Raw genomic sequence first — 22,052 nt, 5'->3', positions numbered from 1 at the left:
TCTCTGTATATCGAAGTTTCGTTATTTAGTTTTTAAACAATTATTATCTTACACCTGTATGCGGCAGCGGATAATCCTGATTAATATTTCTATCCGGCGGTTCTACATTCAATAAATTTCTTACAAAGAAATCTTTCTTTCTTGCTCTGCCGTAAGGTCCGCCGTCGGTATGGTCGGAACCGGGAACCGGAAGAAAATCGAATGCTTTGCCTGCTTTAATCAGCGCATCTGCAACTCTGTATGTGCTTTCCGGCGGAACGTTGGTATCGGCTTCGCCCACAATCAGCATCAGTTTACCTTTTAGTTTGTAAGCATTGGTTACATTGGATTGCGTCGCATATTCCGGTCCTACAGGATAGCCCATCCATTGTTCGTTCCACCATTGTTTATCAATTCTGTTATCGTGGCAACCGCAAGCCGCAACACCTGCTTTATAAAATTCGGGATGAGACAATAGTCCGTCGAGCGCATCCTGCCCGCCTGCGGATGTGCCGTAAAGCCCGACTCTTGCGGTATCGACAAAAGAATATTTTTCCGCGAGCGCTTTAATCCACAATATGCGGTCGGGAAACCCTGCATCTGCAATATTTTTCCAACAAACATCGTGAAACGCTTTGGAACGGTTTGCTGTTCCCATACCATCAATTTGCACTACAATAAAACCAAGCTCTGCAATGCTTTGCATTTCGCTGTATGGCAAAAAACTTTTTGGCACAAAAGCATCCTGCGGACCTGCGTAAATGTTTTCAATCACGGGATATTTTTTATGAATGTCGAAATGCGACGGCTTGCACATGATGCCGTAAATATCTGTTACACCGTCTCTGCCTTTTGCTACAAACGGCTCAGGCAGAGACACGCCTGTTGCGAGCAAATCGGTTATATCTGCTTTCTCAATAGTCGTAATTATTTTACCGTCCGAAGTGCGTTTTAGCACCGTTATGGGCGCGACATTTACCTGCGAATAGTTGTCGATAAGAAACTTTTTATCGGGTGAAAAATGTACGGTATGATTACCTGTTTCGGGGGTAAGATTTACTAAATGTGTGCCGTCAAAATTGATGCGGTAATAATGTATAAAATAAGGGTCTTCCTGCGGATTCATGCCGCTTGCCCTGAACCATATTTGCCGCTTGGTTTCGTCCACGCTGTCCACTTCACGCACTACCCAATCGCCTTTGGTAATCAGTTTTTCTTGTCTTGTTTTATCATCAATTAAATACAAATGTTGCCAGCCGTCTTTCTCCGAAGAGTGGATAATTTCATGCGTTTTGGGCAAATAATAAGTGATGATTCTCTGCTCGTATATAAATGTTTTTGTACGTTCATCGTAAACGTTGGATGTATCGCCCGTTTGCGCGTCAACTCTTACAATGCGGAATCGCTGATGACCTCTGTCCACTCTTTCGTAAGTAAAATATCTTGGGTTGGTTTCCCAATGAAGTCGCGGCGCGGGAAAGAAATCGATAATGTCTGTTTTTACCTGAATGTCTTTTTGTTCTCCTGCCCGAAAGATGTGCATTTCATAAGTTGTAAACGGGTCGCCGGGCTGCTTGTACGGATGCGAGCGTAATTGCCCGCGCGTTGTACCCGGAACAGAACTCAGGATGTAATACACATTGGAATCTATAACGGGATGAATATGATATGCTACAAAATATTTACTGTCGGGCGACCACGCAACGTTTCCATAAGGATTTTTAACTGTGCCGTCTTTGGAATATTGTGTCAATGTTCCATTGGCAGATTGCAGATAAATGTTGCCGTTTTGAATGACAACCGTCCACTTTTTATCGGGCGAAATACTGTCTGTATGAAAGCTCTCGTAACGGCTGGGGCGCGGCATAAATTCAAAACGTTCCGCAAAATTCCTGTGTCGGAATCTTCTGCCTGAATCTTCATGCGGACGTTCCGTTTTTTGAAGATTATCGGTAGCAATGTTGTACAAAAAAAATTGCCCGTTTGTGCTGAAACGCAGCGTTCCGGAATCTTTATTCAACAATACATTTTCAAGCATCAGCTTGTCGGCTGCAATTTCTTTGCCTGTTTCTGCGCTTAATTTTGCAGCAAGTTTTTGTTGATTAAATACCTGCGTATTTTGTCCTGAGCGTGCATCTATATAGCGGTATTCTTTTTTGTTTCCGGGCAATTGTTTGATGTACCAAAAACCGTTACTGTTTTTGTTCCAGAAAGCTGTAACGTTTGCATTATACACTTTATTTCTCGTGATGCTGTCCATGAGCGCAGCGTTTTTGTAGCTTTCGCTTACTTCCTTGAATGTGGGGAAATATTGCGTTGTTTGTGCATTAACTAATGTTATAGTTGTGTATAAAAGACTCATCGTAACTAAACATCTTATTGCAAAAGAAAATTGTTTCATCATTATTTGATTTATGTTTTGGATATGTTTATTTGTTTACGGTTAAAGATATTATTGAACATTTTGAACGGTTGCCGATAAATTAACTTTTTCTGGTTGTAATTTAATCTCATTAAAATCGGATAACAGCCGGTTAATTATTGCAAACAGCTATTTCTTGATTTGATGTTTATTTGAGGCAAAAGAAAACAGTATGAAGCACAACATAAAACAGCAATTGCCTAATATTCGTAAGTATAATTTTTTTGTACAATGCTTGCTATGCGCGTGTTTCGGCTTTTTTGTCGAAGTAAAAGCACAAACAAAAAATCTTCAGGAAAATGTGCTTCATACCAAACAAGGATTTATCAATCTTTCTACCAATAATTTTTCCCTGAAACTTGTTCGTTCATCACAAACCGTTGCAGATTTATTTCCTCAAAATGATACACTGCCTGATTTTACGCCCGGCAACAGGCTTGCAACAAGAAACAAAAACGGAATGTATTATTTGGGCGATATTAATATAGGGCTGCGCTCAAAAGAAAATAATGCGTGGAAATATTATTCATCTGCAAAATTGCGGAAGCCTGTTACTGTTTTAAAAAATGGTGGAGATATATTGGCTGCATCGGATTTGCAACCAACCTTGCCAGGCGATATTCCTTTAGACATTCAGCGTTATTGGCTGAAAGAAGGAAATGATATTGTTTTAAAATTTGTTTTAAAGAATAAAAGCAATGTTCCCGAAGAAATAGGCTATCTCGGTATTCCGATGATTTTTAATAATATGCTGCAAGGCGAAAACCTTGAAACGGCGCATGCAAAAAATGTTTTTTACGACCCGTATATCGGTATGGATGCAGGCTACTTGCAGGTTACGCGGCTGAACGGAAAAAATCCTGCGTTGCTTGTTTTACCGGAAGCGCATACGCCTTTTGAAGCATACAATCCATTACTCGACGATCCTACGCCGCGCGGTATTGACTTTGAGGGATTTTATGAATGGGTTGTTTGCAGTAAAGCAAAGGCGGAAACAGATTGGAAAAACGCCGAGCCTTGGAATGCGCCGAGTTCTTTCGTTTTGCAGCCCGGAGAATCGCGAAGTATCGGTGTGAAATTTGTTTTTTCAAAATCGATTGAAGGAATTGAGCAAACGCTTATACAATACGGAAAGCCTGTTGCAGTGGGCATTCCCGGATATGTGTTGCCGGAGGATGTGGATGCAAATTTGTTTTTAAAATACGACAGTAAAATAGCTTCTGTTGAAATTTATCCTTCAGATGTGATGTCTGTAAGCAAAGAAGGAACACTTAAAAACGGCTGGGAAAAATTATCGGTTAAAGGAAAGAAATACGGCAGAGCAAGACTGCTTGTCAAATATGAGAACGGATTAATACAAACCATTCAATACAAAGTAATCGAATCCGAATCGCAAACCATTCATAATTACGGGAAATTTATTTCGACCAATCAATGGTTTGACAAGCCCGATAGTTTGTTTCACAGAAGCCCGTCGTTTATCAGTTATGATAATGAATTGCACAGGCAAGTTGTGCAAAGCAACCGCGCGTGGATTGCGGGTTTGAGCGATGAAGGCGGGGCAGGCAGCTGGCTTGGAGTGATTATGAAACAATTGGTGCAGCCTGATAAAACAGAGATTCAACAGATAGAACAGTTTATTGATTCTACTTTGTGGGGACATATTCAATATAATAACGGCGCATTAAAATACGGCGTAAGAAAAAGCTTGTTTTATTATGCACCCGATTCTTTGCCTGCTAATACTTATGATTCATCCATCAATTTTAAAACATGGTCTGCGTGGCCGCTAAAAGAAGCTAGTTCTGTTGGGCGTTCCTATAATTATCCACACGTGGTTGCAGCGTATTGGGTCATGTACCGAATGGCGCGTTATCATCAGGGTTTGGTAGAGAATCATTCGTGGAATTGGTATCTGGAACAGGCTTTTCATACGTCTTTGGCAATGGTTAATCTTGCTCCCTATTACACGCAGTTCGGACAAATGGAAGGAACGGTATTCTATCTTTTGCTGAAAGATTTAAAACGTGAAGGATTGACAACGGAAGCCGATGAATTGGAAAGTGTGATGAAGAAAAGGGCGATACATTGGCGTTCATTATTATTTCCATTCGGCAGCGAAATGCCTTGGGATTCCACAGGTCAGGAAGAAGTTTTTATATGGTCGTTGTATTTCGGATTTTACGATAAAGCAGATGTAACGTTACAAGCTATTCTTGGTTATATGCCTGCAATTCCCAACTGGGCATACAATGGAAATGCACGCCGTTACTGGGATTTTTTGTATGCGGGCAAATTGCAACGCGTCGAAAGAATGGTGCATCATTACGGTTCGGAACTGAATGCCATTCCCGTTTTGAGTTGGTACAGATTGCACCCGGAAGATTTGTATTTATTGCGGGTAGGATACGGCGGCGTTTTGGGCGGCATCGCCAATATTGAACAAAGCGGCTTTGCGCCGCTGGCTTTTCATTCTTTTCCGGCATCGTTAAAGAATGATGGTTTGTCTGGAGATTATGGCTCGGGCTTTTTCGGTTATTCAATTAATGATGCAACTTATATTTTAAAAGATACAACATTCGGTTGGTTGTCATTCGGCGGAAACCTGCATCAACACGGCGATTGGATAAATGTTGATATAACAACTGCATCGCGTTCACGTGTGTTTCTTGCCCCCGAAAAATTATGGATTACGCTGGATGCGGGCAATTTGAAAAGTATCAGATACAATGAGCGTTCAAAAGAAATCCGGCTTACACTCATGCCTAAAGATTCTTTTACTGAACAAGCTGTGTTGCAGATTTCATCATCTACGGGAAATCTTGTACCATATTATTTTACTTCGGAAACCGGTATAACAAAGCAGGATAACAACTACACTGTTCAACTGAAAAATCAGGAGATAGTTTTGGCGCTTAGAAAGCGGCAGTAACTATAAAAATACCTATCTGCTTAAATGTTCTGATTATACGGTAAAATACATTCGGTAAATTGTATATTGTTAATAGCTTATTGTTGAGAAACAGGAACATTTTATCTCTTATTATACAAGCATCTATGAACTATTTCCAAAGCATGCCGTACTTATGCTGCCACTATCTACAGAAATAATACGGATGTAATACGGATTTAATACGCACTTGAAGGCAAGAAATCCTATTTATACTTTAGATTTTAGTATTTCCAAGAAATGATTGCTTGTTTCTACAGCGGTCTTTACATTTTTTTTGAGATGATGAATGTAAACGAGGGAATGTAAATAAAAACTTCCATTAGTTGTTTTATGTTTTTGTTAAAATATGCGCATTATGTGTTAAGAAATTGGGTGCCTTATCAAGCGAAAAGTAAAACCTTTGAAAAAGAAACAATGCGGGAGAAATACATACCTATTTATTCATTTTAAAACATTTCGATTGATGGAAACAGCTTAATTAATTTTAAAGTAATATGGAGTTTTGATTTTTTAATTATATATATTATAATAATAAATATGTTATTAACAAATAAAATTTAAGATAATTGATATGGTAAAAAGAACCTCTTATCATTATGGGAAATATGTGGTGCTTTTGGCAGTCACATTTATGTTTTCGGTAAAGCTTTTCTCACAAGGCGAGCCAACTATCGAAGTGAAAGGCATCGTCAAGTCGGATTCATCTGTATTGTCCGGTGCTTCCGTTTCACTTAAAGAAACCGGTAAAGTGCTTGGCATTACAGATGCGGCAGGTGCGTATAAAGTAATGGCTCCGGCTACCGGAACACTCATCTTTTCACACATAGGTTATAATAAGCTGGAGCAACCGATTGCAGGTAAAAGCATTCTGAATGTAACACTCACTTCAAGTAACAATTCTTTGAATGAAGTGGTTGTTATCGGTTACCAGACTGTTACGCGGAGAGAAAATACAGCAGCAGTTGCAACATTGTCCGGAAAGGAAATTCAAGACTTGCCGGCTGCCAGTTTCGACCAGTTGATGCAGGGACGTTTGTCCGGCGTTAATGTGCAAAATTATTCGGGCGAACCGGGAGGCAGCCCGACTGTTGCCGTTCGCGGCAACTCTCAGGTAAGCACGACTTATGACCAGTTTAATGCAGTAAGCTCACCGTTGTATGTGGTTGATGGTGTGCCGCAGCCTACGGAATCTTATGTGTCGAATGATGTAGGCACAGGAACGAATTACTTAGCCGGAATTAATCCGAATGATATTGAAAGTATTGATGTGTTGAAAGATGCTGCGGCTGCCGCTATTTATGGTTCGCGCGGAGCTAATGGCGTGATACTGATTAAGACAAAGAAAGGTGTTTCGGGCGAACCGAGAATTACAATAGATGGCTATGTAGGCATCACGCAGCGTCCCGAGCTTAGAGACATTGATTTAGGCACGGCAGAGCGCAGAGAAAAAATGGCGCTTTTAGATTCAACCTTAACTTATACGCAATTAAGAACGGCTTTGCCGCTTATGTTGACGGATAGTTTGAATCCGGCATTTAACGGTAATACGGATTATCAGTCTATGTTTTACAGAAAAGGCATTATTACGAATACGGATTTGGGCATGTCCGGGGGTTCTAATAATACTACTTATCGTTTTAATGCCAATTATTATGATGAGCAGGGCGTGATAAAAGCAACCGGGTTTAAAAGATACAATATGCGATTGAACTTAACGTCCAAAGCGCTGAAAGGGAAAATAACGTTTAATCCTTTAATTTCATTTACACGTATGGACCGCGACAGGGGTACCGGAAGTTCTACGAATCCTATTAGCATTGCGGCAGGAAGTATGCCGTCATCTCTATTCAATTTAAGTGAGGATAAGAAAGAATATTATCTGGGAACATATAGCGAAAGTCTTGACAAAAATACGAATGACCAATTTTCTTTCAATTTGAACATTCTCGTGGATTTGTTTCCATTCCTCAAATTTACTTCACAAACAGGTTATCTGTACAATACATCCAGAAGGGATTGGAGCAGAACGGACATGTTGAACAGTGGTACCGGAAGCTCGTCCAGTTCGTTTGCTGACAATGAATCAAATACATCTACATCCAACTATTTCACTTTTACGAAAAAGTTTGGAGAGCATAACATTAATCTTATCGCCGGACAGGATGTGGTATATGATGTTTACCAATATACTTCTGTTTATGGTTATGGCGGTGTTTCCGATGCTATTCAAACCGTTACGGGATACAATCAAAGTAAAATATATTCTTCGTCCAACGGTGGTCTTAATTTTTCAGATTATCAGGCTTATGGAATTTTGTCTTACTATTCCCGCTTAGCCTATGATTTCAAGGGAAGATATTTAATGTCTGCAAGCTTCCGCAGCGACGGTTCATCCCGTTTTGGTTCGAATAACAAATGGGGGACATTCCCGTCTGCCTCTTTGGGCTGGATTATTTCCGATGAAAATTTCTTTAAGAGGTGGGCAAATACCATCACGCTGTTGAAATTAAGAGCGAGCGTCGGTAATACAGGAAGCCTGGCAAATATTGGAAACTATCAGCAATACAATTTGTATTCCGTAAACGCCGGTGGATACGAAGGAAATTCGTCCGCGACATCGTATAACGGCGTAACGGCTATAACGCCTAATTTTACCAGTGGGGTAGCACAGCCCGATTTAAGCTGGGAACGTTCTACGCAGTCAAACTTAGGGTTGGATGTAGAAGCATTTAGCGGAAAATATTCTATGTCCATTGACTTGTGGAATAAGGACAATAAAGACCAAATGTTCAGTATTAATCTTCCGGTAACAACAGGTTATACAACAGCGCTTTCAAATGCTATCGGAGTAAGGAATACAGGTATAGATTTTACACTGGCTGCAAATCCTTTGTCGGCATCGAGTGCTGTTAAGTGGTTTTCCAGACTAAACATTTCTTTCAGTAAAAATAAAATCATGTATTTGCCGAATGGCGGCAGAGACATTTTGGTAAGCGCTGCTTATACTGAATGGTATAAAACGCACATTCTTTCAGTAGGTGCTCCGCTAAATGCTTTTTATCTGTACAAAACATTGGGTGTATTTTCAACGGATGCGTCTGTTCCTGTAAATCCGTTGAACGGAGCGAAACTTTCAGTAGGTACAAGTCCGTTTTTGGGCGGCGAATTTTGGCTTGCCGACCTCAATGGAGACTATGAAATTGACCCGTTTACAGATGGAATCAATCCGGATAAAATGCCGATAGGCGACCCTAACCCTAAGTTTACCGGCGGATGGACAAATAATATCAGCTACAAAAACTGGACATTGGGTTTGTTCTTTACATACACCTTTGGCAGAGATGTGCTTGACTTATACAAAGCAAATTTATTCAATACATTTTCCGGTTGGGGCAGTAATGCTATCTCCGGACTTGCACAGTATGCGCTTCCAAAACTTTCCGATTACAATATATGGACACAGCAGGGCGATGAAGCCACTTACGCGAAGCTTGACTTAGGAACTTATCGTTACTATTATCGTGCAGACCAGACATTCTTTCTCACAAGCGGCGATTATGTACGATTAAAAAGTTTAAGCCTAACTTATAACTTTCCTTCAGCCAAATTGAAAAAAATAGGCATTCAGCGTTTCAGAGTGTTTGGCGTTATAGACAATCTGCTTCGTTGGCAGAAATCAAAAGACTTGCCGGATGCGGAAGCTGTAAATGCTTATGGCGAATATGATGGAAACGGTTATCCGATACCCAAGAAGTTAACTATTGGCTTGGAAATAAATTTTTAATTTACTAAACATTTAGTTATGATGGCTAAAAGAACATATATAAAATACTTTCTTTATTCAATTGGGTTGTTGTGCCTGGGCTCATGTCATAAAATATTAGACCAGGAACCTATCGATTCAACTTATGACAATGTCTATTGGAAGAGTGCAAAAGACTGCGAATCCGGATTAGCCGGAGCTTACAGTTTGTTAAGGGCGTCTTTGACCTATAAGACAAACAGCTATTACATGTACGGCGATGGCGTTGCACAGGCATATTTTACAATCCAGTATAACGGCGATGGTCTGGAAGCTATTCAAACAGGCGATTTTACCGGCAACTATAATGTAACAAGCTTGGGAAACTGGAGCCGCTTTTATCAAACGATTGCTATGTGTAATACTATTCTTTACAAAGTGCCGCTGGTAAGCGACAGCTTATTGACAGATGAAGATGACCCGGAAGAATTTAAGAACAATATTATAGGGCAGGCTTATTTTATCCGTGCATATACTTATTTTATGCTCACAAGAGTTTGGGGCGATGTGCCGATAGAAAATAATTATTATTCAAATCCTATCGATGCACCTGAATTGCCACGTTCGCCGAAAACAGATGTGATGAAACAGGTTGAAGATGATTGCCACGAGGCAATGGCTTTGCTGAAATGGGGATATGATAATATTACCGATAAAGCCGTAACGGCGAACAAAGGTTCGGCTTATGCACTACTGGCACACTTGTATTTGTGGCGTGCAACTATGTCCGACGTGAGCACAGATGTACCGATAGCGAGTGATGTACAGAATGCCGATACCACCATTGACGCTATACTGAAAAGCGGGCAGTACACTTTTGCCGATACTGCATCTTATGCCAAAATGTTTATAGGACAGTCAAGCGAATCAATTTTTGAAATTGGCATGAGTGAAGACAATCAGGAAGGGTCTTATTCCGGATTCGGATTGGATTTTCTACCTACGCAATATCTTGCCACAGCCGGTTCCAATCCGCGCTTTTATGTGGTTAAAAGCTACTTGTCGGATCACTTTGGATATGGCGGCAACTGGGTTTGGGACGAAGCCGCCTGGCAATGGGATTGGGTTGCGGATTATGACACTGCCGATGTGCGTTTCCGTGATAATTTTGCAAATGTTACACAAGACCATCCGGTATGCCTTAAATACAGCAATGTTGTGTATCGCGGACCAAACAATACAGAACCGTATTTAAGCAATAGCATGATTTTGTTTCGGTTGAGCGATATTCAATTATTGAAAGCGGAAACTTCGATTTATAAAAATGACCTTACAACTGCAATTAATGTCATTAACGACATGCGGACAAGAAGGGGCGCTAATCCCGGTACTTTGATAGATGCCGGTACGTCAAAAGACGATGTAATGTATCAGTACATTCTTGAAAGAGGAAAGGAATTGTATCTGGAAGGTCAAATTTTTTGGGACTTATTGCGTACAAGAGAGTACAACAATTTTGCATCGTGGTTGGGTGAAACCCGTTTCAAAAAAGAAGGGTTCTACTGGCCCATTGACCCGACATTGTTTAACGATAATATTAACCTTACACAAACATCTTACTGGAGAGGAAAATTATAAATCTTAATGTTTTTTTCATAAAAATAAATTATTGAAAAATGAAGAAATATGTTCTGAGAAGTTTGGTAATCTGTCTTTTGGCTGTGTACAGCAGTTGTACAAAAGATGATTATAAAAACGATGGCGGTGTTTCAAAAGCCGAAGTGAATATGACAACTTATGATTATCTCAAATCAAACCCACAATTCAGTGAATTGGTAAAACTGATTGATAAAGCAGGTCTTAAGGATGTCTATAATGGAAATGTTACATTGTTTGCCGTCAATAATTATGGTGTTGATGATTGGGTTTCGGCTAAAAAAGAAAAGAAAGTTGTTGAACTGAATGATGAAAATATCACATATACAATTGATAGCGTTCCTGTTAGCCAATACAAAGATTCTTTGTTAATGTATCTGTTCAAAGGAAAAATTACACGAGACAGTATGAATACAACGGGCAAATTGTACACCAGTCTTTTAGGCACTATACCTAATGTGTCATTTGAAATGAAATTGCGTCGGGACTATTCAACTTATTCCGGTTATTTGGATTATGTGGATTATGTAACTTTTATCAAAGTAAGGGGATCTAGGGACGACGAAATTGCGGACCAGTCCACAATTCCGGAAGATTCGACAGATATGTCCGTAGATGTTCAGACATCGGGAATTATCACTACAAATGGCGTTATTCATGTACTGAGCAGCAGCCATCGGCTTTTCTTCAATACCGAACCTTTGGCAGATAACTAAATTTTTGTGTTTAATTAAAACTTAATACAATGTGTAAAAAATCAATTTATATATTATTGGCTTGCGGATTATTATCATGTTCCAAAATTACTCCGGGTTTTTTGAGTCCTACGCTCGGCTATACCAGCAAAGAAATTGATTGTAAGAGAGGATTAACTTATCAGGCATCAGAAGCAATAAATTTTGACGGCTCTACACCGCCTGTGACTTTTAGGCTTTTGAATTTGAGAGACAGCCTGACGGGGCAGCCTGCGCCGGCAGAGTTTACCACTTTATATGATGTGCCGCAATTTAAACCGGGAGAATCTTTCAACCCGGACACAGATTCTACCATAGAATTACTCAATGCCAAAAGAACGACTAAGCAAATGTATCCTTATTCATTTGACAGCGTTAGCGGGCAGCTTGTTTTCAATAGAGCCTCGGCAAATCTCCCTGTTGGAATGTACGTATTCGATATTCAGGCAACGAATGTTCATGGAACAAAAATTTATCCTTCAGCAGGTTACATAAATGTGACTGACCCGGCTGATGATGATATATTTAGTCTCGTTTATTCTGCCGCCAGCGGCTTTAGCGATGCGACAGGTGCCGCTACGGGTGTGAAAGCGCCTCAGATTACTTGTACCAAGATAAGCAATGACAGTACGCTTATTTATTTGAAAATTGTCGATAAAAACGGTGTCCCTTTTAATCCTAAAAACGGAGAAATTATTTTAAGGGGAGATAGACCCTCTTTTGCAACGTATTCAAAATTTTATCCCGTGATATATAACGATACCGCAATGGTTTGCAACTATGCTTTAGCACCTTTTCCATTAGCTACGTATGTTGATGAAACGGGCTACAGTTGGGGATATCTGCAATATTATCGTATTCCAAGTCAATATGTATCAATGGATGCAATGCCATCTCCAAATGGATATTCGGCTAATCCGGTTATTTCTTTTCAATTATTTTTGGAAGGAACTTATGTAGTCCAGGTTAAGATGACTGATGTTGTGCACAAATAAAAAACTGCAATGTTTAATATATGAACGTTCGGAGCGGATAAAAATCTTGACTTTGTGAATCAATATCCACGTTTGATGATTTTCTTAACTAATTTGTTCAAAAATGTCAAAACCTCCCTCTTTCTAAACGAATTTGACCCCTATTATTGGCTTTCACATCCTGTTATTTTGTGCGAGTATTTGTTAAGGCGACCACAAGTCAAAATATAAAGCAAGTATTAATCGGATGTTTTTTAAAGAATTAAAAATTTCTATATGGAAAAAGAAATGTTGTAGTTTTTCTCTTGAGCACCTTTTCCCTGCGCAGAGATATTGGTAAGTTGATGGCATTGCTGTTGCTTACAATTTTTATTAATTGTGCTTCGGCGAAAACCTGTATAATGGTTCATTCACAGCTGTCCATAGAAGTAACTTAATTAAAGGCAATATGGCAGTTTTGGTTTTTTAATAGTATTTATGATAATTATAAATATATTATTAATAAATAAAATTTAAGATAATTGATATGATAAAAAAAAGCGTTCTGTATTATGAGAAATGTGCACTGCTTTTTGTAGCCGCATTGCTGTTCTCGGTAAATCTTTTTTCGCAGCGAACAACAACTATCGAAATTACGGGCGTTGTGAGGTCTGACTCATCTACGCTGCCGGGAGTAACAATTGCGCTTAAGGAAACAGGTAAAGTAATTGGTATTACCGATTCTAAGGGTGCGTTTAAAATAATGGCTCCGCCTAACGGCATACTTATTTTTTCATCTGTTGGTTATACTAAACTTGAGCAGCCTATTGCGGGCAATCCAGTTTTAAACGTCATACTTACATCGGAGAATAATTCGCTGAACGATGTTGTTCTGGTGGGTTATGGTCAACAGAAGAAAGAGAGTATAGTTGGAGCTATTACTTCGGTTAATCCTAAGGAGATAAAAGGACCTACAAGTAATCTTACTACAATGCTTGCCGGGAGGGTTGCAGGTATGATTGCATTTCAGCGAAGCGGAGAACCGGGCAGTGACAATGCTTCATTCTTTATCCGGGGATTAGGCTCGTTCGGTTCGGGAAAAGTGGACCCGCTTATTATGATTGACGGTATAGAATCTTCCACCAACGATTTGGCAAGGTTACAGCCGGATGATATTGAAGGTTTTTCTGTATTGAAAGATGCATCTTCTACTGCTGTTTACGGAGCAAGAGCCGCCAACGGTGTGGTGTTGGTAACGACAAAAACAGGCGAAGCCGGTAAGACTAAGTTTAATGGCAGGGTCGAAAATTCAATATCTACAAATACCGAGAATTTTAAATTCGCAGATAATATTACCTACATGGAGCTGGCAAATGAAGCGGCTACAACAAGAGACCCATTGGCTCAACTGCCTTATTCTCAGGTAAAAATAGACCATACAAAAGCCGGAGACAATCCTTTATTATATCCAAGTAATAACTGGATAGACCAATTGATTAGCGATTATACCATGAACCAAAGATATAATATGAATGTTTCCGGTGGCGCTGATAAAGCGAAGTATTATTTGTCCGGAACATATAATATAGATAACGGGATTTTGAAGCAGGAAAAATTAAATGGGTTTAACAATAATATTAAGTTGAAAAACTATAATGTACGTTCAAAGGTAAACTTGAAATTGACTAAAACCACTAATGCCCAAGTAATGGTATATGCACAATTCGACGATTACAATGGTCCGGTAGGTGCAAGACAAAGCGATGGAACCATTGCCAATGGAGGTACAACCATTTTTAATGAAGCTATCTGGTCAAATCCTGTAATGTTTCCTGCCATTTATCCATCATCTTATTTGCCTTATATCCACCACCCGTTGTTTGGAAACGCAATTATTCCCGGAACTACTTCTTCTCTGTACCAGAATCCATTTGCGGATATGGTAAAAGGACATTCTGAATACCACTCGTCTACTGTACAAGCGCAGATAGACTTAAAACAGGATTTAAATTGGATATTACCCGGATTGAATTTTAATGCAATGAGTTATGTTGAACGTTATGGATATTTTGACGTTACCAGGCAGTATAATCCTTTTTATTATACACCTTCAACATTAGACGGGAAGACCATTGATCAGCTTTTAGTATTAAACGGAGGAGGTATTGGTTCCGTAGGGACAACAGGAACGGAATATCTTGATTATTCAGAAGGAAATAAAATTGTAAACTCAACATTTTACGCGCAAGCCTCTGTAAATTATAATCATACTTTCAATAACGTGCATAATGTCTCGGGAATGGTTATAGGCACTATGCGAAATTATAATACGGGTAATGCCGGCACATTGGAAGCATCTTTGCCACAGAGGAATTTGGGCGTTTCGGGAAGAGCGAGCTACACTTACGACAGACGTTATTTGCTTGAGTTTGATTTCGGGTATAATGGCTCAGAAAAGTTTGCAGCAGTCAACAGATTCGGTTTCTTCCCTTCCATAGGATTTGCATGGAATATCTCCAATGAAAAATTCTTAAAAGGCAATGATATTATCTCTAACTTGAAACTAAGAGGGACTTATGGTATAGTGGGAAACGACCAGATAGGGAATACTTCTACCGACAGGTTTTTTTATATGTCGAATGTGAATATGGATGACGGAAATTATGCGTCAACCTTTGGTACTGATTATGGATATACGGTTAATGGAATTTCCATATCGAGATATGCTAATGACCAGATTACCTGGGAAAAGTCCAAGCAGGCAGATTTGGGCTTGGATGCAACCCTATTTAAAGATTTGAATATTACTGTAGATGCTTATAACTACAACAGAAGCAATATTTTAATGGCGCGTTCCTATATTCCGTCCACAATGGGATTAGAAGCAGGCGTTTCGGCAAATGTGGGCAAGGCAAATTCAAAAGGTATAGACGCTTCGCTACAGTATAATAAAACAATTTCTAACTCGTGGTGGATTCAATCTCGAGCCAATTTTACTTATGCCACAAGTAAGATTACTGTGTATGACGAGCCGGATTATGGCTCACAAAACCTTGCTTACTTATCGCATGTAGGAAATTCGACATCTCAAACATACGGATATATAGCTGAACGGCTTTTTGTAGATGACAATGAAGTTGCAAACTCTCCTAAACAAACCTTTGGCGAATATATGGGCGGTGATATTAAGTATCGGGATATTGACGGCGACGGGCAAATTACTACCAATGACATTGTGCCTATCGGCTATCCTACCACGCCTGAAATCAACTATGGGTTTGGGTTTTCTCTTGGCTATAAAAACTTTGATTTTAGTGTATTCTTTGAGGGTGTAGGTCGCACCTCATTCTGGATAAACCCACAAAATATTTCGCCGTTTGTTCTTAACGGCAGTTCGCAAAATGAATTGCTGAAAGCGGTAGCCGATAGCCACTGGAGTGAAGATAACCAAAATGTATATGCTTTCTGGCCCAGATTGAGCAGTTATTTTGTAGATAATAATAATCAGACATCCACATGGTGGATGCGTAATGGCGCATTTCTAAGGCTTAAAACAGCTGAATTTGGATATACCTTACCATCTAAGTTATTAACAAAAATGGGCTTTAATAACGGACGGATTTATGTCAATGGTTCCAATCTGTTCTTGCTGAGTAAGTTTAAAATGTGGGACCCGGAAATGGGAGGCAACGGGCTTGGGTATCCATTGCAAAGAGTATTTAACATAGGGTTCAACTTTGGTCTGTAACCAACAATAAAATAAAAGCAATTATGAGATGAGCCATAAGAATTTTGCGTTTTCAAAGCAATAATTATTTGGCGAATTCCATCTGACAATTAAAAAATTAAAAATTAAACAGATGAAAAGATATTATATTTTTCTTTTTGGCTTACTCTTCACGGTAAGTTCATGCAAAAAATATTTAGATGTTGTTCCTGATAATGTAGCTACGATAGACGACGCTTTTACATTGCGCAGCGAAGCAGAAAAATATTTGGCAACGTGTTATTCTTATCTCCCCGATGACGGCAACCCGGAGCACAATGTGGGCTTTTTAGGCGCTGATGAAATATGGTTTCCTTCCGAATACAGAGAATACGACGCCACTATTTATTCATGGGAAATAGCCAGAGGAAATCAAAGCGTTTCAGACCCTTATGTCAATACGTGGGACGGCGCTTATTATGGCAAGTATATGTTTGGAGCCATAAGAAACTGCAATATATTCTTAGACAACATATCCGATTTGTCCAAAGTACCGGATTTGGGCTTGGATGAAAGAAAAAGATGGATAGCAGAAGCAAAATTTCTAAAGGCATATTACCATTATATTTTGTTGAGAATGTATGGACCCATTCCGATTACAGATAAAAATATTGATGTATCTGCAGAACCGGAAGATGTTAAAGTAAAAAGGCAAACGTTTGATTCCTGTGTTAATTATATCGCCAATTTATTAGATACTGCGGCTGCCGGGTTGCCTGCCATTATTTCCAACCAAACAACAGAACTTGGTCGGGCTACATCGGTAATTGCCAAAGCAGTAAAAGCTAAGCTGCTGGTACTTGCTGCCAGTCCTTTATTTAACGGTAATCCCGATTATGCAAATTTTAAAAACAGCGACGGGACAAATTTGTTTGATGCATCTGCCGATGCAACTAAATGGCAACGTGCCGCAGATGCTTGTAAAGATGCGATAGATGCCGCGGAAAGTGCAGGACTTAAATTATATACTTTCCCCACAACAGCGTTTAATCTTTCATCACAAACCATGACAGAGATGAGCATTCGTCAGGCTGTGTGTGACAGATGGAATGATGAAGAAGTTTGGGGGCTTTCCAATAGTCTTACTGCAAGTTTACAGCAGGCTTGTATGGCGAGAGTATCATCCGACCTTGCAACTAATACAAATTTTCGCGGAATGTTCAGCGCAACGATGAAAATGGCAGAGATGTTTTATAGCAAAAATGGAGTGCCGATTTCAGAAGATAAAACACTCGATTTTTCCAATAAATATTCATTACGTACCGCAGTAGATAGTGAACGATTTGATATAAGCTCGGGCTACACTACTGCGAGATTAAATTTTGACAGAGAACCTCGCTTTTATGCAGATATGTGCTTTGACGGCGGCGTTTGGTATTTGTATAACAGCCCTACTGCTTCAGATTCCGGCACCTATGTTTTGCAGGCAAAATCTACACAATACGGCGGTTCCGATATTGGCGGCGGTATCAATGCAACGGGATATTTTATTAAAAAGTTTGTTGACTGGAATATATCTTTCACGGAATCCGGTGTTACATACCGGAATTATGAATGGCATGAAATCAGATTGGCAGATTTGTATCTTCTGTATGCAGAAGCCCTCAATGAGTCTTCCGGTCCGTCAGATGAAGTTTATACTTATCTAAACAAAATAAGAGAAAGAGCAGGTATTCCTTCCATACAAGATGCTTGGACAAAGTATTCTAAAAATCCCACGGAGTATCAAACTCAAGCTGGACTAAGAAATATTATAAAACAAGAGAGGGGTATCGAATTAGCGTTTGAAGGTAGCCGCTTTTGGGACTTGAGAAGATGGAAAGATGCAGCAGATGCATTAAATGCGCCGGTGCAGGGCTGGACTGTTAATGAAGGCGATGCAGAAGATTATTATCAAAAACGGACATTGTATGTCCAGGAGTTTCAATCGCCCAGAGACTATTTGTGGCCCATTAAACAATATGACCTTTTGGTCAATTCAAATTTGGTACAAAATCCCGGTTGGTAAAAAAACTTATAAAACTGATTAAATACATTTAATTATGCGTCATAAACTGATTTATTTTTGGATAATGCTTTTTCCGATAGTATTTGCCGGATGCAAAGCAGATGTTATAGGTCCGCTTACGCCCGACAGCAATGCACCGGGACCCGTTTCAAATGTAAAAGCTACGAGTGGACCGGGAACTGTTACATTGACTTATACAATCCCGTCCGACGAAAATTTGTTGTACGTAGAAGCAAAATACACATTGAATAATGGAACTGAAAAAGTGGTTAAGTCTTCTTATTATTCTAACACAATGACGTTAGAGGGTTTTGGAGATACTTTAGAGCATGCCGTTAGTCTGTATTCTGTCAACAAGAGTGAAGTCGCTTCCACAAACCCTGTTACCGTAACGGTAAAAGCCGCAGAAAATCCTATTTGGAATGTATTTAGGTCATTATCCGTTATTCCGGATTTTGCAGGTATCAGGATACAGGCAATCAACAAAACAAGAAGCAATGTGGTCATTCAGGTACTTACAGATTCTTTAGGAGAATGGTATCCTTATCAGGCTGTATATACTTCAACGGATTCCATAAATCAGGCTATCAGAGGTTTGGACACTATTCCTAAAAAGTTTGCATTCTATGTAAGAGATAAATTTCAAAATAACACAGACACATTATTTAGTACTTTAACCCCATTGTATGAAACAACAATTCCCAAATCTGGATACAAATCTTATCCGTTGCCGGGAGATGCCGGGGTGCAATGGTCTTCAACAGCTATTTCTAATCTATGGGACGGAGATATTCAAACTTGGCCATACGTCTGCATCAGCGGACCTGTAACAACGTTGACACCCCATTATTGGACAATCGATTTAGGAGAGACTGCACAGTTAAGCCGTATTGTAATATGGGATTATCCTGAGTACCTGAATACAGGAAGAGGATATTATTATGGCGGAGACCCTTACATATTTGAAGTGTGGGGAAGTCCGAACCCCCCATTGGATGGAAGTTGGAATAACTGGACTTTGCTTGGGCATTATCAGGAAGTGAAGCCATCGGGCAGTGCTTATGGAACATGGACGGATGAAGATTATGAAACTGCATACGCTGGATTTAGCTGGGATTTTGCGGTAGATGTTCCGAAGATGAGATATATCAGAATTAAATGTATTCAGAACTGGTCAGGGTCAAGTTATATGTCTTTAGCCGAAATACAAGTATATGGAGACCCTCGTTAATAAAAATAACCATTCATAAAATTGCAAATTATGTATATAAAGTCAAACATAAAATCGATAATTTTTTTTTGTAGTTCTATCTGTTTGTTTCTGCTGTTTTCCTGTAGTAAGATGGATGCTTATAAAAAATATGCTGCCGGCGGAGAAATTTCATATACCGGTAAAATTGATACGGCTATAATTTACAGCGGGCATAACAGGGTGTTGGTTTACGGATTGTTCTCATCCGACCCCAAAATTACTTCCTGTACCATTTATTGGGACAACAGAGCTGATTCTGTAGTTATACCTGTAACCAGAACAGATGGGGTAGATACGTTAAGAACTTATATAACAGGGTTATCCGAAGGCACACATTCGTTTGAAATAGTTGATTATGATAAAAATAGAAATGCCTCAATCGGTGTATTCAAAACAGGTAAAGTTTATGGAGACGTGTATGTGCAATCTTTAGTAAACAGAACTATTGCGAGTTCTGCATTAAATACGGATTTGAATACGGAACTGTCTTTTGCTAATATTGATAATTCTACAGGAGCATTTACTACTGAAATCCATTATTTATCTAATGAAGGAGACAGTCTTACTATGTTCGTTCCCGTAAGTACAAGTGATACTGTATTGAACAATCATCAATACGGAAGCGAAGTGTCATATCGTACACTTTATGTTCCGGATACGTTGTGTATAGATACACTTACTACCGATTTTGAAACATATCAACCGGTCTCTGGTTCTACCTGGGTCGATGTAACGTCGTCCTATGTCAAAAATGCAGGTAATTCATTTCAGTACAGTTCATGGGATGGCAGCAGGTGGGGGATACTTGCCGACTGGACAACAAACGATGCCGTAAAAAATGCAAGCGGGTATGGCGGATATGAATTAAGAAGCGAAGGGGGCGTATTGTCTATGGAAGGCGGTTGGGGATTACCCGGAGTAACAAACGGGAAAATATATCAAACTATTGTATTGCCTTATGCAGGTCAATGGAGATTTAGTGCTTTGATTGATGTTCTTGGTACTGCCGGAGACAAATATTTGGTTGTGAACAAAGGGGACTCATTACCGGATATTACAGATTTGAACTCTGCTACAGGGTATTTTAATTTTTCAGCGTCGGCGGAAGGAGCAACTGTAAATGTAGATTTTAACGTAACAGAACCTTCTTCAAATATAACAGTCGGCTTTGTATCTACTATGCCTAATACAGGTTCATACTACAAAATAACATCAGTAAAGTTGCAGTACTATATAGAAAAAAAATAAAGTCGATACAACGAATAAAAGGAATAAATATGATTACCCGTAAAATACTATATCGCCCATATTCTATTTTGGTTTACATTTTGTTTACTACAACGCTTTTTGGACGTTGTAGTAAACAGAAAACAATGTCTTCAACCAATAACGGCAATGAAGGAGGCGCGTCTAATGTTGTTAGCCCTGTTCCGCCGTCTGTTATCATAGACAGTGTATATAATATCACTTCCACAGGGGCATATATTGCAGGTCATGTCAGTGGTAAAGGAAGTTCAAATGTCGTTGCGCGTGGTGTTATATTCAGCAAAGATTCTTTATTTAGTCAGCCGGATTCTGTTGAGGCTTCCAGTGCATATGGAGATGGAAGATTTATTTGCCAGCTTACCGGTCTCGATTTTGAAGAAACATATTATGTAAAAGTTTATGCTACTAATTTTGAAACAACAGGCGTAAGCAGTCGTCTATCATTTACGGCGCTTACCTTACAGAATGCAACGTATAATAAGAAGCCAATATTTATTGTAGGAAATACTACTGCAAGTCTTGATATACAGATTGTTGCAGACAGAGGAATTGATATCTCCGAAAGAGGAATGGTATATGGAACTTCTTCTGATATAAGTTCTATGACGCATAAAGTAACAGACAAGTCGGGGATAGGTATTGGTACATTCAGGCTTACCTTAAATGATTTAACTCCTGCCACATGGTATTATGTAAGACCCTATACTGTTGATAAAGCCGGAATAAACTATGGTTATGTTGATTCATTTAAAACTATTCGTCCATCCGACATTCAAGTAGTATATAACAAGCCGGATAACCCGACAGGAGATGAGGCTACGTTTTGGAAACAAATAAAAATAGCGGCAGACAGTGCCGCGTGGTATCTCAGCCATTATACATCTGCTACAAAAACGTATACCATCAATTACTCTCCAGGAACGCCCACTGCGGATGATAATAATGAAGGATGGATTCGTGTAGGTACATCTTCGTCGTACTGGACGATAGCTACCATGGAACATGAAATGAATCATGGTATAGGTAATGGTACAACATCATGGTGGACGACCATGATTCAAAATGGTATTTATACAGGTAAAAATGGTCAGGAAATGATTCGTCTCATTACAGGGGATTCTACTGCTGTTTTGAATGGAGATTCTCAACATTTCTGGCCCTATGGTTTGAATCAAAATTCAGAGGTAACTTCGAGTTGGGATTATGTATATAGTGCTTTAATTGTAGAATCATTTCGTAAAGATGGATTGTCTAATGCTGGAACTTATGAAGCTCCTTAATTAAATTTGTAAATTATGTATAGGAAAATCATTTCTAAGTG

Annotated in this window: 11 protein-coding genes; 10 read left to right on the top strand and 1 reads right to left on the bottom strand. The window is 39.3% G+C overall.

All coding sequences use genetic code 11. From position 1 onward, the window contains the following. Positions 1-43: 43 nt before the first annotated feature. Positions 44-2,383: a S9 family peptidase gene (locus A9P82_RS07185; RefSeq protein WP_066206017.1), complete on the bottom strand. Its 2,340-nt coding sequence runs from the start codon at positions 2,381-2,383 to the stop codon at positions 44-46. A 190-nt stretch (positions 2,384-2,573) separates the two neighbouring features. On the opposite strand from A9P82_RS07185, the gene A9P82_RS07180 reads away from it, so the two are divergent. The 10 genes from A9P82_RS07180 (at position 2,574) to A9P82_RS07135 (ending at position 22,011) form a co-directional block, all read left to right on the top strand. Continuing rightward, the gene (locus A9P82_RS07180; protein ID WP_156522620.1) at positions 2,574-5,333 is read left to right on the top strand and encodes a DUF5695 domain-containing protein; all 2,760 of its coding nucleotides are present in this window, start codon (positions 2,574-2,576) and stop codon (positions 5,331-5,333) included. A 592-nt stretch (positions 5,334-5,925) separates the two neighbouring features. After that, positions 5,926-9,138, top strand: coding sequence for a SusC/RagA family TonB-linked outer membrane protein (locus A9P82_RS07175; RefSeq protein ID WP_066206012.1), 3,213 nt, complete (start codon positions 5,926-5,928; stop codon positions 9,136-9,138). 18 nt (positions 9,139-9,156) lie between these two features. Continuing rightward, on the top strand, positions 9,157-10,734 hold the full coding sequence (locus A9P82_RS07170) for a RagB/SusD family nutrient uptake outer membrane protein (RefSeq protein WP_082915269.1): 1,578 nt from the start codon (positions 9,157-9,159) through the stop codon (positions 10,732-10,734). A gap of 38 nt (positions 10,735-10,772) precedes the next feature. Continuing rightward, the gene (locus tag A9P82_RS07165) at positions 10,773-11,468 is read left to right on the top strand and encodes a fasciclin domain-containing protein (RefSeq protein WP_066206008.1); all 696 of its coding nucleotides are present in this window, start codon (positions 10,773-10,775) and stop codon (positions 11,466-11,468) included. Positions 11,469-11,497: 29 nt separating this feature from the next. Next, positions 11,498-12,481, top strand: coding sequence for a DUF5007 domain-containing protein (locus tag A9P82_RS07160; protein ID WP_066206005.1), 984 nt, complete (start codon positions 11,498-11,500; stop codon positions 12,479-12,481). 505 nt (positions 12,482-12,986) lie between these two features. Further along, positions 12,987-16,187: a SusC/RagA family TonB-linked outer membrane protein gene (locus A9P82_RS07155; protein WP_082915268.1), complete on the top strand. Its 3,201-nt coding sequence runs from the start codon at positions 12,987-12,989 to the stop codon at positions 16,185-16,187. Positions 16,188-16,299: 112 nt separating this feature from the next. After that, positions 16,300-18,213: a RagB/SusD family nutrient uptake outer membrane protein gene (locus tag A9P82_RS07150; RefSeq protein ID WP_066206002.1), complete on the top strand. Its 1,914-nt coding sequence runs from the start codon at positions 16,300-16,302 to the stop codon at positions 18,211-18,213. 34 nt (positions 18,214-18,247) lie between these two features. Further along, complete coding sequence (locus A9P82_RS07145; protein ID WP_066205999.1) at positions 18,248-19,444, top strand: DUF5000 domain-containing lipoprotein; 1,197 nt, start codon at positions 18,248-18,250, stop codon at positions 19,442-19,444. Between the two features lie 111 nt (positions 19,445-19,555). Continuing rightward, positions 19,556-20,713 (top strand): DUF4998 domain-containing protein, encoded by a 1,158-nt coding sequence (locus A9P82_RS07140; RefSeq protein WP_066205995.1) that lies wholly within the window; start codon positions 19,556-19,558, stop codon positions 20,711-20,713. Positions 20,714-20,838: 125 nt separating this feature from the next. After that, positions 20,839-22,011 carry a hypothetical protein gene (locus tag A9P82_RS07135; RefSeq protein WP_066205990.1) on the top strand — a complete coding sequence of 391 codons (1,173 nt, stop codon included), beginning with the start codon at positions 20,839-20,841 and terminating at the stop codon, positions 22,009-22,011. Positions 22,012-22,052: the final 41 nt, after the last annotated feature.

The sequence above is a fragment of the Arachidicoccus sp. BS20 genome, assembly GCF_001659705.1.
Classification (GTDB): Bacteria; Bacteroidota; Bacteroidia; order Chitinophagales; family Chitinophagaceae; genus Arachidicoccus.
Note: the sequence above shows the minus strand (reverse complement) of the source record. Positions and strands in the feature narration are given on the sequence as shown.

Bases quoted from the DNA above. Each gene is read 5' to 3' on its own strand.
- A9P82_RS07150 (WP_066206002.1), top strand. From the start codon at position 16,300: ATGAAAAGATATTATATTTTTCTTTTTGGCTTACTCTTCACGGTAAGT.
- A9P82_RS07160 (WP_066206005.1), top strand. From the start codon at position 11,498: ATGTGTAAAAAATCAATTTATATATTATTGGCTTGCGGATTATTATCA.
- A9P82_RS07170 (WP_082915269.1), top strand. From the start codon at position 9,157: ATGATGGCTAAAAGAACATATATAAAATACTTTCTTTATTCAATTGGG.
- A9P82_RS07140 (WP_066205995.1), top strand. From the start codon at position 19,556: ATGGATGCTTATAAAAAATATGCTGCCGGCGGAGAAATTTCATATACC.
- A9P82_RS07145 (WP_066205999.1), top strand. From the start codon at position 18,248: ATGCGTCATAAACTGATTTATTTTTGGATAATGCTTTTTCCGATAGTA.
- A9P82_RS07135 (WP_066205990.1), top strand. From the start codon at position 20,839: ATGTCTTCAACCAATAACGGCAATGAAGGAGGCGCGTCTAATGTTGTT.
- A9P82_RS07185 (WP_066206017.1), bottom strand. From the start codon at position 2,383: ATGATGAAACAATTTTCTTTTGCAATAAGATGTTTAGTTACGATGAGT.
- A9P82_RS07175 (WP_066206012.1), top strand. From the start codon at position 5,926: ATGGTAAAAAGAACCTCTTATCATTATGGGAAATATGTGGTGCTTTTG.
- A9P82_RS07165 (WP_066206008.1), top strand. From the start codon at position 10,773: ATGAAGAAATATGTTCTGAGAAGTTTGGTAATCTGTCTTTTGGCTGTG.
- A9P82_RS07155 (WP_082915268.1), top strand. From the start codon at position 12,987: ATGATAAAAAAAAGCGTTCTGTATTATGAGAAATGTGCACTGCTTTTT.
- A9P82_RS07180 (WP_156522620.1), top strand. From the start codon at position 2,574: ATGAAGCACAACATAAAACAGCAATTGCCTAATATTCGTAAGTATAAT.